Source organism: Bacillus sp. ok061, from assembly GCF_900108285.1.
GTDB classification, from domain to species: Bacteria; Bacillota; Bacilli; order Bacillales; family Bacillaceae_G; genus Bacillus_A; species Bacillus_A thuringiensis_S.
Genome location: NZ_FNUW01000011.1, coordinates 71,750 through 86,625, shown reverse-complemented (window position 1 = coordinate 86,625; position 14,876 = coordinate 71,750). Strand labels below are relative to the sequence as shown.

The following is a 14,876-nucleotide window of genomic DNA, read 5'->3' as shown; positions in this document are numbered from 1 at the left end:
CATACATATGCTGTTAGGTTCTGTACCGCAGCTTGACCGCGTAGCTGTCCAACTTGGGCCGTTTCCTGTTTATTGGTACGGGATTATTATCGGTACAGGTGTGCTATTAGGTCTTTGGCTAGCAACTCGCGAGGGAGAAAGGCTAGGTATTCCAAAAGATACATTTGTTGACCTTGTATTAATTGCAGTACCGATCGCTATTCTATTTGCGAGAATGTATTATGTTATTTTTGAATGGGAATATTACGCGCAAAACCCGAGTCAAATTATTAATATTCGTCAAGGTGGCTTGGCGATTCATGGTGGTTTAATCGGAGCGGTTATTACCGGAATTCTTTTTGCAAAGCGACGCGGGGTTTCATTCTGGAAGTTGGCGGATATTGCTGCGCCAAGTATTTTACTAGGACAAGCAATTGGCCGATGGGGAAACTTTATGAACCAAGAGGCGCATGGTGATGAAGTAACGAGACAGTTTTTAGAAGGTCTTCATTTACCAGATTTCATTATTAATCAAATGTATATTGAGGGTGTTTACTATCATCCGACGTTTTTATATGAATCATTATGGAATTTTGTAGGTGTAATTTTACTACTTGCATTAAGAAAAGTGAATTTACGCCGTGGGGAATTATTCTTCACATATTTAATTTGGTATTCAGTAGGACGCTTCTTCGTAGAAGGCTTACGTACAGATAGTTTAATGCTAGGACCACTTCGTATTGCACAAGTAATGTCAATTGGACTTGTTGTTATTTCTATTATTTTCATTATTGTGAGACGAAAAATGGGGCAAGCTGATAAAAGATATTCGGAAAATTAGAGAAAAGTAGCATCTTATTGTAAGATGCTGCTTCTTTCATATTCAGGAAAGCGAAAGGACTAAGGCAATGAGAATAAATACAGTGTTATTTGATTTAGATGGAACTTTAATTAATACAAACGAACTTATTATTTCTTCTTTTTTACATACTTTAAATACATATTATCCAAATCAATATAAGCGTGAAGATGTGTTGCCATTTATCGGTCCATCTTTGCATGATACTTTCAGCAAGATTGATGAAAGTAAGGTTGAAGAGATGATTACAAGCTATCGCGAATTTAACCATGATCATCATGATGAATTAGTAGAAGAATATGAAACTGTATATGAAACAGTTCGAGAGTTGAAGAAGCAAGGTTATAAAGTTGGTATTGTTACAACGAAAGCGAGACAAACCGTTGAGATGGGATTACAGTTGTCAAAGCTTGATGGATTTTTTGATGTTGTCGTGACAATTGATGATGTAGAGCATGTGAAACCACATCCAGAGCCACTTCAAAAAGCGCTTGAATTATTAGATGCAAAACCAGAAGAGGCATTGATGGTTGGGGATAATCATCATGATATTGTCGGTGGTCAAAATGCGGGGACGAAAACAGCTGCGGTTTCATGGACGTTGAAAGGTAGAGCATATTTAGAAGCTTACAAGCCGGACTTTATGCTAGATAAAATGAGTGATTTGCTACCGATTTTGTCTAATATGAACCGTTCATAAAGGTCCAAGTAAGTTAGTAGAGGAGCGAGCTAAGTGCGACGGACAACGCGCTATCCTGTTTCAGGAGGAAATTCATTATGGAATGTGTATAAAACAGTGTCTTTTTGGAAGGTAATGAAAAACTTTATTATTATCCAAATTGCGCGTTACACGCCATTTTTATCTGTGAAGAATTGGTTGTACCGTACTTTTTTACGGATGAAAGTAGGAAAGAAAACATCATTTGCACTTATGGTAATGCCGGATATTATGTTCCCAGAAAAGATAACTGTGGGAGAGAATTCGATTATTGGCTATAACACAACGCTTTTAGCGCATGAATATTTAATTCGTGAATATCGACTTGGGGAAATCATCATTGGAAATGAAGTGATGATTGGAGCGAATGTAACAATATTACCAGGTGTGAAAATTGGAGATGGTTCGACTGTCTCAGCTGGCACACTTGTTCATAGAGATGTACCGAGCGGAGCTTTCGTAGGTGGAAATCCAATGCGTATTATTTATACGAAAGAGCAAATGACCGCAAGAGAAGGTTCATGGTGAAAATGTAACATTTCTCTTCTTTTTTTATGAATAAAAAGGAAATAATTGAGTAGAATATACTGTTTTGTTTTTTACGGAATCGTTTATACTTATAGATAGAAGAATGTGTGAACGAAGAAAACAAAAAACTGGAGGATATATGGGGAAAAATCAAAGAATATATAAGGAGAACGGACAAGTTATCTCTTTTAATCAGCTGGCGGACTTCTTTTATAAAAAAGGGATGAGAGCTTACAAAGGGCAAAAATTGCAAGATGCAATTAAATATTTTCGAAGAGCGGCACAAAGTGAGAAGGAGCCGTTTATTTTATGTCAATTAGCATCAGTATTATCTGAGGCTGGTGAATATCAAGAATCGAATCAAATCTTCTTAAAGTTAGTTAGATCTAATCCAGAACTTGAACAGTGCTATTATTTTATTGCAAATAATTATGCATATATGGGGTTATTTCAACAGGCGAAGAAATATGCGGATCGCTATTTAGAAGTTGCAAAAGAGAAGGAATTCGTAGAAGATACATTAGAACTTCTTGAGATTATGGAAGAAGAAGCAATGGGTGCGGAAGAGATTGAAGATGAAGATGATTTAATTGTTATGCAGGAAGAAGCGAATCGTTATATTCGCAATGGACAATTGGAAGAAGCAATTGCTACATTAGAAATTGTTACGAAAGATTATCCGGAATTTTGGTCAGGTCATAATAATTTAGCCATTGCACATTTTCAATCTGGCAATGTAGACAAGGCACTGAAGTTAACAGAAATGATTTTAGAAAAAAATCCTGGTAATATACATGCGCTTTGTAATACGCTTATTTTTCTATATTCAATTGGAGAGCATAAACAAGTAGAAGCGTTAGCGGGACAGCTAGTTTCAGTATATCCGATTTCATTTGAACATCGTTTGAAACTGGGAACCACACTTGCAACGATTGGTTATTTCGAGCATGCATATAAATGGTTCAAACTATTAAAGCGTCAAGGATACGAGGGAGACGTTAGTTTTTATTATTGGTTTGCATATTCTGCTTATATGGTGAAAGATCAGCAACTAGCTGAAAAAATGTGGCAACATGTCGTGGAATTGCACCCTGATAAAAAAGGAAAAGAACCGTGGAATGCGCTGAATTTAGCAGATGAAGGACAAAGTTTGCTATTTGAAGAATTACGAAAATCATTTCAGCAAAGTGCGACGTTAGAAGAACAAATGCTGGCTTTATATTTAATGAATGAATTATCAACGCCAGAGAAGGTTGGATTCTTCTTTGATATAACGCAAGCGAAGAACGGTGTTCCCATCGTATCACAACTTGCAAATTACTTCTTTTTACTTAATAGTCATAAGAGTATTCCAGCTGATTTACAACAATTTGAGCAGTGCGTACGAATCGCGGATGCATTATACAATTATACGAAAAAAGATGATGAATTAATTGAAGAGTGTTTACACTTTTGGTTTTGTACGTTCATACGTTTATATACATCTGGAGATATATTTACAAATGTGTACGGCTGGTCAGCTGCGATTGAATACATTGTACGCGGCGAACAAGGAAATAAAATGACACAGTCGGAGCTTGGAGATGTATATAATGTATCTGTAGCGACTGTCCGAAAGTATGTGCAAGCTGTTAAGCGTACGCACACATAAGATAAGCAAATCATTGGGAAAAAAATGATGCTAACAGTATAATGAGGGTAACTTAATTGTGTAGGAATGGATAGGAGTGAATAGTGTGTCAGAAGAAAAAATTTATGATGTCGTTATTATTGGTGCAGGACCAGCTGGTATGACAGCTGCAGTATATACATCTCGTGCAAATTTAAGCACATTAATGCTTGAACGTGGTATTCCAGGTGGCCAAATGGCGAACACAGAAGATGTAGAAAACTACCCAGGTTATGAGTCTATTTTAGGGCCAGACTTATCAAATAAAATGTTTGAGCATGCGAAGAAATTTGGTGCTGAATATGCATACGGTGATGTGAAAGAAGTCATCGATGGTAAAGAATACAAAACAATTATTGCTGGTAAAAAAGAATATAAAGCACGTGCAATTATCGTTGCAAGCGGTGCAGAGTATAAAAAAATTGGTGTACCGGGTGAAACAGAACTTGGCGGCCGCGGTGTATCATATTGTGCAGTATGTGACGGGGCATTCTTTAAAGAAAAAGAACTTATCGTAATTGGCGGCGGAGATTCTGCTGTTGAAGAGGGTGTATTCTTAACGCGCTTTGCATCAAAAGTAACGATTGTTCACCGTCGTGACACGCTTCGTGCACAGAAAATTTTACAAGACCGTGCTTTCCAAAATGAAAAAGTAGATTTCATTTGGAACCATACTATAAAAGAAATCAACGAAGCAAGTGGTAAAGTAGGAAGTGTAACACTTGTAGACGTAAACAGTGGAGAAGAGAAAGAAGTCAAAACTGACGGCGTATTCGTATACATCGGTATGTTACCATTATCAAAACCATTTGCTGAACTAGGTATTACAAATGAAAATGGTTACCTTGAAACGAACGAACGTATGGAAACGAAAATTCCTGGTATTTTTGCAGCTGGTGATGTTCGTGAAAAAATGCTTCGTCAAATTGTAACTGCAACAGGTGACGGTAGTATTGCAGCACAAAGTGCTCAACATTACGTAGAAGAATTATTAGAGGAATTAAAAACTGTATCAGAAAAATAAGGGATAATATACCTTGTGAGAAGAAAGCTACCGACAGGAGCTTTCTTCTTTTTTTGTGTGAAAATGTCAAAGTTTTGTCAAAAAATATTAGGATTATAAGCTTTCTTATTGATATACTGGACTTTACGGAAAAAATCACTATAAGAAATGAGGAATTTATTCAGTATGGAATGGCGTAATATATATCGTGGATTTTGTATGGGCGTTAGTGATTTAATTCCTGGTGTGAGCGGCGGTACAATCGCTGTTGTGTTAGGGATTTATGAACAACTGCTTGCGGCAATTAGTGGATTCTTTAGTCGTGAATGGAAAAAACATTTAGGATTTTTAATTCCCCTTGCAGCTGGTGTGGCAGCAGCATTTTTAACGTTAAGTCACGTTATTAAATATTTACTTGCAAATCATTATGAACCGACTCAATTTTTCTTCCTCGGTTTAATTATTAGTATATTACCGATGTTAATGAGAGAAGCTGATGCAAAGTCATCGTTTAAAGGTAAGCACATTGTTTTATTAATAGTTGCGGCAATTCTTGTTGCGATTACAGCTTTCTTTAAACCAGATAAGGCAGCAGATCCAATTACGACGTTAACAATTTTAAATGCAATTGGTTTATTTTTCGCAGGATGGATGGCGAGTATGGCCATGTTGCTTCCTGGAATTAGTGGATCGTTTATTTTACTAATTATTGGTGTGTATCCAACAGCAATTAACGCTTTAACTACACTTAACTTACCTTTAATCGTGGTTATCGGTGCTGGTGTTATGGTTGGGTTTGTTGTAAGTAGTAAAGGCATTAGTTTTTTATTAGATCGTTATAAAAGTATGACATTTGCGGCAATTATTGGACTTGTAATCGGTTCGATTGTAATTGTGTTCCCTGGGATTCCGACTGGCGGATTTTCAATTATAAGTTCGATTATTACCTTTATTTTAGGATTTGCGATTGTTACTTATTTCGGTAAGAAATAAGGGCTTTAATCCCCTTGGCGATAAAAATCGTTAAGGGGATTTTTTATGCTATTCATTGAATAAGCATTTACATTGCTTGTTATAGAAAGCTTTTTTAAAATTGTTGAGTTAACGAAAGAGGACTGGCTCCTTCGTTGTAGCAAACTGTTTTTGATAGTATAATGAAAGAAGTATGCAGTGAGGAATTTTACTGCAAGTAGCTGAGGTGAAGAAACATGCAAAGAGTGACAAACTGTGTGTTAATTAGAGATAATGAAGTACTCTTACTCCAAAAACCTCGCCGAAATTGGTGGGTTGCACCAGGCGGGAAAATGGAGCGTGGTGAGACTGTAAGAGATTCCGTTGTTCGCGAGTATCGTGAAGAAACAGGTATTTATTTGAAAAACCCAGCGTTAAAGGGGGTCTTCACCTTTGTCATCCAAGAAGGTGATAAAGTTGTTTCTGAATGGATGATGTTCTCCTTTTTAGCGACAGATTTTGCAGGAGAAAACAAACTAGAGAGCGAAGAAGGCATCATTGGTTGGCATACATTTGACAAAATTGATGATTTAGCAATGGCGCCAGGAGATTATCACATTATTGATTACTTAATTAAAGGAAATGGCATAATCTACGGTACATTTGTATATACCCCAGATTTTGAGTTGCTTTCATATCGATTAGATCCGAGTTAAACCGTCAAGGAGAGGATACGATGACAGAGAATAATGATATAAAAATGGTAATTATTACAGGGATGTCTGGAGCTGGAAAAACAGTAGCTTTACAAAGTTTTGAAGATTTAGGATATTTTTGTGTAGATAATTTGCCACCGATGTTATTGCCAAAGTTTATTGAACTTATGGCGGATTCAAAAGGGAAAATGAATAAAGTGGCACTTGGTATTGATTTACGTGGCCGCGAGTTTTTCGAACATTTATGGGGAGCGCTTGATGATTTATCAGAACGTACATGGATTATTCCTCATATTTTATTTTTAGATGCGAAAGATAGTACGCTTGTAACTCGTTATAAAGAAACGAGACGTTCGCATCCACTTGCACCAACTGGTTTGCCATTAAAGGGAATCGAAGCAGAGCGCGATTTATTAACAGATATGAAGGCACGAGCGAATATTGTGCTTGATACATCGGATTTAAAACCGAAAGAATTACGTGAAAAAATTGTTCACTTGTTCTCAACAGAAACTGAGCAAGCATTTCGTGTAAATGTTATGTCATTTGGATTTAAGTACGGTATTCCAATTGATGCAGATTTAGTATTTGATGTTCGTTTTTTACCAAATCCATATTACATTCCACATATGAAGCCATTAACAGGACTAGATGAAGAAGTTTCTTCGTATGTACTGAAATTTAATGAGACACATAAGTTTTTAGAGAAGTTGACGGATCTGATTACTTTCATGTTGCCTCATTATAAAAGAGAAGGCAAAAGTCAACTTGTAATTGCAATTGGATGTACAGGTGGACAGCATCGTTCTGTTACGCTTACAGAATACCTTGGGAAACATTTGAAACCAGAGTATAGTGTTCATGTATCTCATCGTGATGTGGAGAAGAGAAAGGGCCATTAAGGGATGAAAAAAGAGAGAAAGCCTAAAATTGTTATCATGGGAGGCGGAACTGGACTCTCTGTTTTATTAAGAGGATTAAAGCAATATCCTGTTGATATTACAGCAGTTGTTACAATCGCTGATGATGGTGGCAGTTCAGGTAGATTACGTGATGAGCTAGAAATTCCACCTCCAGGTGACATCCGTAACGTACTTGTTGCGTTATCGGATGTAGAGCCACTGGTGGAAGCTTTATTTCAGCACCGTTTCACAACAGGGGACGGACTGAAAGGTCATGCGTTAGGAAATCTATTGTTGGCAGGTATGACCTCAATTACAGGAGACTTTTTCCATGCAATTACGGAAACAAGTAAAGTATTAAATGTCAGAGGACGTGTATTACCAGCAGCGAATCAAAGTGCGGTACTTCATGCGGAACTTGAAGATGGAGAAATTGTAACAGGCGAATCGAAGATTCCTTATTACGGAAAGAAGATTAATCGTGTCTTTTTAACTCCAGAAGATGTAGAGCCATTGCATGAAACCTTGGCTGAGATTAAACGAGCTGATTTACTTGTTTTTGGTCCAGGAAGTTTGTATACAAGTATATTACCCAACTTAGTTGTTAATAAAATTGGGGATGCTGTTCTTGCTGCAAAGGCGAAGAAGGTGTATGTATGTAACGTTATGACACAAGCGGGTGAAACGATGGGATATACTGCTTTTGATCATGTGCAGGCATTACACGATCATTTAGGGCAACCATTTATCAATACTGCAATTGTAAATAACCGTGATATTCCTTGTGAATTACGTAAGTTATATGAGGAAGAAATGTCTACACCAGTTGTAGTGGATGAAGAACGTTTTGCTGAAAATAATATTGATGTCATTCAAGGTGGATTAGCGAAGTATGATGATCGTGTTGTAAGGCATGATACGTTAAAGTTAGCTTCGATTTTATATTCATTGTTATAAATATGCGTTGCCTCGTTTGAGGTAGCGCTCCTCATTCATATAGGACAAGAATTTTGTTCCATAATAATCGTATAAGGAGGTGTTGACTGTGTCATTTGCATCAGAAACAAAGAAAGAGCTGACGAACCTTGAAATGAAGGAATGCTGTGAAAAAGCTGAATTATCAGCGTTACTTCGAATGAATGGATCGCTTTCTTTTTCAAACCGTCGTCTATCTATTGATATTCAAACAGAAAATGCGGCAATTGCAAGAAGGATTTATACGCTTTTGAAAAAGGGATATGACGTAACGGTAGAATTACTTGTTCGTAAAAAAATGCGATTGAAGAAAAATAATGTATATATCGTAAGGCTTGTTGAGAAGTCTCGCGAAATATTAGCCGATCTTCATATCGTTCGAGATGACTTTTCATTTATTCGAAATATATCACAAGAATTGATTGAGAAGAAGTGTTGTAAACGATCGTATTTACGCGGTGCATTTTTAGCAGGTGGTTCAGTAAATAACCCAGAAACATCATCTTATCATTTAGAGATCTTTTCGTTATATAAGGAACATAATGATGCTATATGTGAACTGATGAACGGATTTGATTTAAATAGTAAGACGCTGGAAAGAAGAAAAGGGTACATTACGTATTTGAAAGAAGCGGAGAAAATTACGGAATTTTTAAATATTATTGGTGCTCATAATGCGCTTTTAAGATTTGAAGATATTAGAATCGTACGTGATATGCGTAATTCCGTAAATCGTTTAGTGAACTGCGAAACAGCTAATTTAAATAAAACAATTGGTGCAGCGCTAAGGCAGATTGAAAATATCCGCTATATTGATGAGACGGTTGGTCTTGATATATTGCCAGATAAACTACGAGAAATTGCGCAGCTACGAAGAGATTATCAAGATGTAACATTGAAAGAGTTAGGTGAGATGGTATCCGGGGGGAAAATTAGTAAATCGGGTATTAATCATCGTTTGCGTAAAATCGATGAAATTGCAGAGAAATTACGCGCGGGGGAAACGGTAGCAAAAAAATAAGAGGTTAAAGGGGAAATGGAGCTGTGGTTCAAAAACGAGTTCAGGTTTCATTAAAAAACGGTTTACAAGCACGTCCGGCTGCGTTGTTTGTACAAGAGGCAAATCGCTTTCATGCAGATATCTTCATCGAGAAAGACGGAAAGACAGTAAATGCAAAGAGCATAATGGGGATTATGAGCTTAGCAATTGGAACTGGTAGTATGATAACAATTACAACAGAAGGTTCAGATGCAGAAGAGGCTTTAGAAGCATTAGCTGCATATGTACAATAAGAAGCTATCGCGTATATGCGATAGTTTTTTTGTTTTTGCTGTTTACTTAAAGGGAGTTTTCGGGATAGGGGGTATGTAGGTGGTTTGTCCTTGTCGTAGATTGTCGGTAAATCGATATGTTGTGTCGAACCGTTGATATATTAAAAAAATCGTTGATATAATTTAAGTTTTGTTCGATATAATTGAAAAATCGTTGATATATTTATGGGGATACTGGATGGGGTATATTCATGCGGAGGCTTAACTATAAAAAAGCACCCTGTAATAGGGCGCTTTTTTATGTATCCAGCTTCAGCGGCTAGAATCTCCGGTCGTTTCGCCCCTTCATTCGAGGCAAAAAGCGCCTCGGAATCAGGGGCTCCATCGCCCTGCTATTCTGAACGAGCCGCTTCCGCTTTTAAGTATTAACGATTTGTAAAGATCTTATCGATTAAACCGTATTCTAAAGCTTTTTCTGCTGTCATGAAGTTGTCGCGGTCTGTGTCGCGTTGTAGTACTTCAAGTGGTTGACCAGTACGGTCAGCAAGAATTTGGTTTAGTTTTTCACGTAAGAATAGGATACGTTTTGCAGCGATTTCGATTTCAGTCGCTTGACCTTGTGCTCCACCAAGTGGTTGGTGAATCATTACTTCACTATTTGGAAGTGCATAACGTTTTCCTTTTTCACCTGCTGCAAGTAAGAATGCACCCATAGATGCAGCCATACCGATACAGATTGTTGATACTTGTGGTTTAATGAACTGCATTGTATCATAGATTGCCATACCCGCTGTGATAGAACCACCAGGGCTGTTGATGTAGATGTGAATATCTTTTTCTGGATCTTGAGATTCCAAGAATAAAAGCTGGGAAACGATTGAGTTAGCTACGTTGTCATCAATTGCACTACCAAGCATAATGATGCGGTCTTTTAGTAGTCGAGAGTAAATATCGTAAGCGCGTTCTCCACGATTTGTTTGTTCAATTACTGTAGGAATTAAATTCATCTGTTATTTCCTCCTTCTAAAGCTTTCTTAGTCTTATAATACAATTATGGTCAATAAAGGTCAAACAAAACCACTTTAAATCAAAAAAATATGTAGTTGTACCATGAAATATTCGCTATGTTTTCGAAATTCCCTGCTTATGTATCTTAAACATCATAACCGAATTACATAAATTTAAACGTTATGGAAACTGGAGAAAAAAGAAAAGAACGCCTTTTAACTGAAGCGTTCTTTCGATAATTAGTCTTTTAAAAGATAGGTTACTTTATTTAAAATGTTTTCGATTTGTTTCGCGTTTTTACTATACATTTCGCTTGCTGATTTCGACTTTGTTTCTAGGGAAAATAGTTCAAGATCAGCATGACATTTTTTTAAAGATGCTAATAATAAAGGTTTGTTTTGAGGAGAAGGCATTTGGAGTTTGTCATTGTAAATGTCGATAGTAAGTTGTCCGTATGAATCCACTTGACCGAGAAAGACATTTTCAATAACAACACCGAGTTTTTCTAGTTCAGCATGTAACCAAGCGCGGTTATGTCCACTGGAGGATAGAGGTTCATCTAGTACATTTCCATCCATAATAACAGTTTGCGGTTCTTTCTCGTTTGGTACTTTTAAACCAATGTCTTTTGCTGTAAGTGGCTGAGAATCTTTCTTTAATAGTACATTTAATTCTCCGCTGGGTTCTAAGACAGCAAATTCGACTTCAGCTACGCTGAACGCACTTTTTCCTCGGAGTAGTTCAAGTAATTCGTCACTCGTATATTTTTCTTTCTTTAAGTTATCTTCGAGTATCTTTCCATCTTTTATTAATACGGTAGATTTCCCTTCAAAGAAATCCCGAGCTGTTTTGTTCTTTAAGGAGAGGATTCCTGTGAAAAAAGGTACCGCAGCGAAAATGAGTATTGCAAAGACGCCATGGAAAAATTTCGAATCGAGCCCTGTAGATACTTGGGCAGCGATGTCACCGATTGTCATTCCGGCAATGTATTCAAAAAAGGAGAGCTGAGAGATTTGTCTTTTCCCTAACCATTTCGTAATAGCGAATAAAATAATTAATATGAATACAGAGCGAAGAATGACAAGTGTCCATTCCGGCAGGTGAGACATAGTCATTTCCTCCAGTCTACTTAAAACCCTTTATATTGAGGTTCTTCACGTTCTAATACTGAAACTCTATTCTGTAAATCAGCGATGATGCTGTCCATTTCTAACATACATTCATGAAATACGCGTTTGGATTCGTCGTCTTGTGAATTTAATGAAAGCGAGCTTAAACTCGCTTGAGCTCCTCTTACACTAGCAAGGCAAGTTTTTACGCTAGCGATAACAGTCATACAAACACTCCTTATCCTTTCGGTTTAAATAATAATGCTCCTATGAAACCAAAAATAATAGCTGCGGATACGCCGGCGCTCGTTACTTTAAACATTCCGGTAATGACGCCAACGATACCATGTTTTGCAGCTTCTTCCATCGCACCATGAACGAGGGCGTTACCAAAACTTGTAATAGGTACAGTTGCACCGGCTCCAGCGAAGTCAATTAATGGTTCATACAAATTGAATCCATCTAATATTGCTCCGGCAACAACGAGTGTTGCCATTGTATGAGCTGGTGTTAGCTTGCCAACATCAAACATGAGTTGTCCGATTACACATATGAGTCCACCAATGACGAAAGCCCAGAAAAAAATCATTGCGTTGCACCTCCAAATTCAATCGAAACGGCGTGAGCGATACACGGAATCGTTTCTTCTTGTTGGAATGTAAGTGGAGATAGTAAAGCGCCTGTCGCAACGACAAGTATTTTTTTGAACTCTCCTCTTTTCATTCGATTTAATAAGTGACCGTACACTACGGTTGCAGAACATCCAGGGCCACTAGCACCGGCTATGACAGGTTGTCCTTCTCTATAAATGATAATCCCGCAATCTTGAAACTGCTCGCTCGTTACTTTTGTTCCATGCTTATGTAGTAAATCGTAAGCAATTTCGCGACCGACATGACCAAGATCACCGGTCACGATTAGGTCATAGTAAGAGGCATCGATTTGTCGTTCGCGTAAATGGGCTTCGATTGTATCGACTGCAGCTGGAGCCATCGCACCTCCCATATTAAAAGGATCTGTTAATCCCATATCAATAACTCGCCCAATCGTTGCAGAGGTTACTCTTGGACCATGTCCAGTATCGCTTAAAATAGCTGCGCCAGCGCCAGTTACTGTCCACTGTGCAGTAGGTGGTTTTTGTCCACCATATTCGGTAGGGTAGCGGAACTGTTTTTCTACAGCGGTGTTATGACTTGATGCACCAGTTAATAAATATTTTGCACCTTTTGCATTTACGATACTTGCTCCAAGTGCTAAACCTTCCATAGAAGTAGAACAAGCCCCGAATAACCCGAGATAAGGAGTGCCCAGTGTGCGGCAAGCAAAGCTTGTTGGAGTAATTTGATTAATTAAATCTCCTGCAAGTACAAATTGAATATCATCTTTACGAAGTTCTGCTTTTTCAGTAGCACGACTACAAGCTTCTTCGAATAAAATTTTATGTGCTTTTTCATAGGAATCTTGTCCAAGCCATAAATCTTCATGAAGGATATCGAAGTCTTCTGGGATGTTCCCCTTTGCCTCAAAAGGTCCACCAACGACTCCTGTTGAAATAATAACGGGTTTGTTTTCAAATACCCACGTTCGGTGTCCTTGTAACATTTATAGCCCTCCCCATTGAACAAGAATCGTTTTAATAAGTGCGATGACGAAAGCGGAAAATACACCAAATAAAATAACAGAGCCAGCTAATTTAAACATGTTACCGCCAACACCAAGAACAAATCCTTCCGTTCGGTGTTCGATACAAGCTGCAATAACGGAGTTTCCAAATCCAGTAACAGGTACAGCTGTACCAGCACCAGCAAACTGCCCAAAACGATCGTATATACCAAATCCAGTTAGTAACATAGAAATGAAAATAAGAGTTGCGACGGTTGGATTTCCTGCTGAACGTTCAGTGAAATCAAAATATGTGATGTAAAAAGTAGAAATGAGTTGTCCGATGAAGCAAATAAAACCACCAACGAAAAAGGCTTTTATACAATTTTTTAAGACAGGTCGTTTCGGTTCGCGTTCTTGCTCGAATTTTTTATACTCCTGTTGTACAGGTGTTAAGTTTTTATCTTTACTAGACATTGCAATCCTTCCTTTTCTTTTAAAAAGCGTTAAGTGTTAGACTCCATTTTTTTACCAATGAGTTTTAATTGCTTATTAATCTCATCTTTAGATACTTTTTTTTCTTTAATCTTTCTTTCGAGCTTTTCGAGTAACATAAAGATTTTTTTATCTGTACTTACACGAACATCGAAAGTAGGGTGCTCATCACTTAGCTGCTTTTGAAGCTTTTTACGAAGCGGTTTTAATCCAAACCTTTCGTGATGCTCAGGTGTAACTGCTATGTAGAGATCTAAATTTGAATTCACTGCTGTGCTTTTTATAATTTCATCCATAGCGAGAGCTCTTTTCTTCGCTCCTTGTGATATAGATTGATTAAAGGATTCCGTACTCGTCTTTGTTAACTTTGGACCTTTTTCTTTCTCCGTTTGTTTTGCTTCTTCTTTCACTTTTTTATCTAAAGGACTATTATCACATCCGGTAAAAGAGCTAAATAGAAGTGCAAATAATGCGGTTATGAGGCCGAGTTTTCGCATAATTATCATTCCATTTCTATTGCAATATGTAATGTGATAGAAAAAGGATGATTGCATATCATCCTTTTTCTATTTCACAGCAAGACGGATTCGTTATTGCTGTGAGTATTGTGGTTCTTCTTGTTGGACTTCTTCAACGCGTGGGTTTAAAGAATCGATAATCGTTTGTGTTTGCTGCGCAGCTGTTTGGAAAAGTTGCTTAGCTTGTTGGTTATCCGTATCAAGAGCGAATCCCTCTAAGCTAGCTTGTGCACTTTTTAATCCAGAAACAGTTTGCTTTAATTTTGTAATTACAGTCATTGAATGAAGCCCCCTTTGGAATATCAATTCAAAGATTATAATTTGTGAGTTGGGGTGAATTTATGATTGGAAAATTTAGGGGTGGAATATATTTTATATGTTTTTAGCTAAGGTGCATAAGGGAATGCGGGGATATTTTTATTGATTTAGATGGATTTTATTGCTATTATTATGAGAAGAAAATGAAGTGTTTTCTATAATCATGCGCCCATAGCTCAGTCGGATAGAGCGGTGGTTTCCGGTACCACGTCTGGTATGAAAAAGGAAGCTAAAGAGGTTTTAAGGCGCGATAT

General features: G+C 37.4%; 19 protein-coding genes. 11 read left to right on the top strand and 8 right to left on the bottom strand.

The features are described 5' to 3' along the window. The first annotated feature begins 7 nt into the window (after positions 1 to 7). The 11 genes from lgt (at position 8) to C4S65_RS16180 (ending at position 9,593) form a co-directional block, all read left to right on the top strand. On the top strand, positions 8 to 820 hold the full coding sequence (gene lgt, locus C4S65_RS16230; protein ID WP_000924241.1) for a prolipoprotein diacylglyceryl transferase: 813 nt from the start codon (positions 8 to 10) through the stop codon (positions 818 to 820). Positions 821 to 887: 67 nt separating this feature from the next. Continuing rightward, a complete protein-coding gene (gene ppaX / locus C4S65_RS16225) occupies positions 888 to 1,538 on the top strand; it encodes a pyrophosphatase PpaX (protein ID WP_003308171.1) in 651 nt (216 codons plus the stop codon). A 33-nt stretch (positions 1,539 to 1,571) separates the two neighbouring features. Then, complete coding sequence (locus C4S65_RS16220; RefSeq protein ID WP_001255087.1) at positions 1,572 to 2,084, top strand: DapH/DapD/GlmU-related protein; 513 nt, start codon at positions 1,572 to 1,574, stop codon at positions 2,082 to 2,084. Between the two features lie 139 nt (positions 2,085 to 2,223). Then, positions 2,224 to 3,735: a tetratricopeptide repeat protein gene (locus C4S65_RS16215; RefSeq protein WP_000517719.1), complete on the top strand. Its 1,512-nt coding sequence runs from the start codon at positions 2,224 to 2,226 to the stop codon at positions 3,733 to 3,735. A gap of 85 nt (positions 3,736 to 3,820) precedes the next feature. Beyond that, positions 3,821 to 4,777, top strand: coding sequence for a thioredoxin-disulfide reductase (trxB, locus tag C4S65_RS16210; protein ID WP_140337933.1), 957 nt, complete (start codon positions 3,821 to 3,823; stop codon positions 4,775 to 4,777). A gap of 165 nt (positions 4,778 to 4,942) precedes the next feature. Then, positions 4,943 to 5,749 carry a DUF368 domain-containing protein gene (locus C4S65_RS16205; RefSeq protein ID WP_000455196.1) on the top strand — a complete coding sequence of 269 codons (807 nt, stop codon included), beginning with the start codon at positions 4,943 to 4,945 and terminating at the stop codon, positions 5,747 to 5,749. A 215-nt stretch (positions 5,750 to 5,964) separates the two neighbouring features. Next, positions 5,965 to 6,423, top strand: a complete 459-nt coding sequence (locus tag C4S65_RS16200) for an 8-oxo-dGTP diphosphatase (protein ID WP_001190080.1) — start codon at positions 5,965 to 5,967, stop codon at positions 6,421 to 6,423. A 20-nt stretch (positions 6,424 to 6,443) separates the two neighbouring features. Continuing rightward, positions 6,444 to 7,325 (top strand): RNase adapter RapZ, encoded by an 882-nt coding sequence (gene rapZ / locus C4S65_RS16195; RefSeq protein ID WP_000138458.1) that lies wholly within the window; start codon positions 6,444 to 6,446, stop codon positions 7,323 to 7,325. Positions 7,326 to 7,328: 3 nt separating this feature from the next. Continuing rightward, positions 7,329 to 8,282, top strand: coding sequence for a YvcK family protein (locus C4S65_RS16190; RefSeq protein ID WP_000712185.1), 954 nt, complete (start codon positions 7,329 to 7,331; stop codon positions 8,280 to 8,282). A gap of 88 nt (positions 8,283 to 8,370) precedes the next feature. After that, complete coding sequence (gene whiA / locus C4S65_RS16185; protein WP_000006563.1) at positions 8,371 to 9,321, top strand: DNA-binding protein WhiA; 951 nt, start codon at positions 8,371 to 8,373, stop codon at positions 9,319 to 9,321. Between the two features lie 23 nt (positions 9,322 to 9,344). Beyond that, positions 9,345 to 9,593, top strand: coding sequence for an HPr family phosphocarrier protein (locus tag C4S65_RS16180; RefSeq protein ID WP_000250307.1), 249 nt, complete (start codon positions 9,345 to 9,347; stop codon positions 9,591 to 9,593). Between the two features lie 404 nt (positions 9,594 to 9,997). Here the strand turns inward: C4S65_RS16180 and clpP are convergent, their stop codons facing one another. The 8 genes from clpP to C4S65_RS16140 form a co-directional block, all read right to left on the bottom strand. Next, complete coding sequence (gene clpP / locus C4S65_RS16175) at positions 9,998 to 10,579, bottom strand: ATP-dependent Clp endopeptidase proteolytic subunit ClpP (RefSeq protein ID WP_001049162.1); 582 nt, start codon at positions 10,577 to 10,579, stop codon at positions 9,998 to 10,000. A 240-nt stretch (positions 10,580 to 10,819) separates the two neighbouring features. Continuing rightward, positions 10,820 to 11,689 carry a DUF421 domain-containing protein gene (locus tag C4S65_RS16170; protein WP_000018899.1) on the bottom strand — a complete coding sequence of 290 codons (870 nt, stop codon included), beginning with the start codon at positions 11,687 to 11,689 and terminating at the stop codon, positions 10,820 to 10,822. 20 nt (positions 11,690 to 11,709) lie between these two features. Then, positions 11,710 to 11,916, bottom strand: a complete 207-nt coding sequence (locus C4S65_RS16165) for a DUF1657 domain-containing protein (protein WP_000215905.1) — start codon at positions 11,914 to 11,916, stop codon at positions 11,710 to 11,712. A gap of 11 nt (positions 11,917 to 11,927) precedes the next feature. Next, a complete protein-coding gene (gene spoVAE / locus C4S65_RS16160) occupies positions 11,928 to 12,278 on the bottom strand; it encodes a stage V sporulation protein AE (RefSeq protein WP_000575919.1) in 351 nt (116 codons plus the stop codon). After that, a complete protein-coding gene (spoVAD, locus tag C4S65_RS16155) occupies positions 12,275 to 13,291 on the bottom strand; it encodes a stage V sporulation protein AD (protein WP_000938970.1) in 1,017 nt (338 codons plus the stop codon). The genes spoVAE and spoVAD overlap by 4 nt, the downstream gene beginning before the upstream one ends. Further along, on the bottom strand, positions 13,292 to 13,768 hold the full coding sequence (gene spoVAC / locus C4S65_RS16150; RefSeq protein ID WP_000095399.1) for a stage V sporulation protein AC: 477 nt from the start codon (positions 13,766 to 13,768) through the stop codon (positions 13,292 to 13,294). It lies immediately after the preceding gene. Between the two features lie 29 nt (positions 13,769 to 13,797). Next, positions 13,798 to 14,283 (bottom strand): YhcN/YlaJ family sporulation lipoprotein, encoded by a 486-nt coding sequence (locus C4S65_RS16145; RefSeq protein ID WP_001228537.1) that lies wholly within the window; start codon positions 14,281 to 14,283, stop codon positions 13,798 to 13,800. A gap of 93 nt (positions 14,284 to 14,376) precedes the next feature. After that, entirely contained in the window at positions 14,377 to 14,583 is a 207-nt protein-coding gene (locus tag C4S65_RS16140) for a DUF1657 domain-containing protein (protein ID WP_000216166.1), read from the bottom strand. Between the last annotated feature and the right edge of the window lie 293 nt (positions 14,584 to 14,876).

Coding starts and splice junctions, on each gene's coding strand:
- lgt (WP_000924241.1), top strand. CDS start 8: ATGCTGTTAGGTTCTGTACCGCAGCTTGACCGCGTAGCTGTCCAACTT.
- ppaX (WP_003308171.1), top strand. CDS start 888: ATGAGAATAAATACAGTGTTATTTGATTTAGATGGAACTTTAATTAAT.
- C4S65_RS16215 (WP_000517719.1), top strand. CDS start 2,224: ATGGGGAAAAATCAAAGAATATATAAGGAGAACGGACAAGTTATCTCT.
- C4S65_RS16205 (WP_000455196.1), top strand. CDS start 4,943: ATGGAATGGCGTAATATATATCGTGGATTTTGTATGGGCGTTAGTGAT.
- C4S65_RS16200 (WP_001190080.1), top strand. CDS start 5,965: ATGCAAAGAGTGACAAACTGTGTGTTAATTAGAGATAATGAAGTACTC.
- rapZ (WP_000138458.1), top strand. CDS start 6,444: ATGACAGAGAATAATGATATAAAAATGGTAATTATTACAGGGATGTCT.
- C4S65_RS16190 (WP_000712185.1), top strand. CDS start 7,329: ATGAAAAAAGAGAGAAAGCCTAAAATTGTTATCATGGGAGGCGGAACT.
- clpP (WP_001049162.1), bottom strand. CDS start 10,579: ATGAATTTAATTCCTACAGTAATTGAACAAACAAATCGTGGAGAACGC.
- C4S65_RS16170 (WP_000018899.1), bottom strand. CDS start 11,689: ATGTCTCACCTGCCGGAATGGACACTTGTCATTCTTCGCTCTGTATTC.
- C4S65_RS16165 (WP_000215905.1), bottom strand. CDS start 11,916: ATGACTGTTATCGCTAGCGTAAAAACTTGCCTTGCTAGTGTAAGAGGA.
- spoVAE (WP_000575919.1), bottom strand. CDS start 12,278: ATGATTTTTTTCTGGGCTTTCGTCATTGGTGGACTCATATGTGTAATC.
- spoVAD (WP_000938970.1), bottom strand. CDS start 13,291: ATGTTACAAGGACACCGAACGTGGGTATTTGAAAACAAACCCGTTATT.
- spoVAC (WP_000095399.1), bottom strand. CDS start 13,768: ATGTCTAGTAAAGATAAAAACTTAACACCTGTACAACAGGAGTATAAA.
- C4S65_RS16145 (WP_001228537.1), bottom strand. CDS start 14,283: ATGCGAAAACTCGGCCTCATAACCGCATTATTTGCACTTCTATTTAGC.
- C4S65_RS16140 (WP_000216166.1), bottom strand. CDS start 14,583: ATGACTGTAATTACAAAATTAAAGCAAACTGTTTCTGGATTAAAAAGT.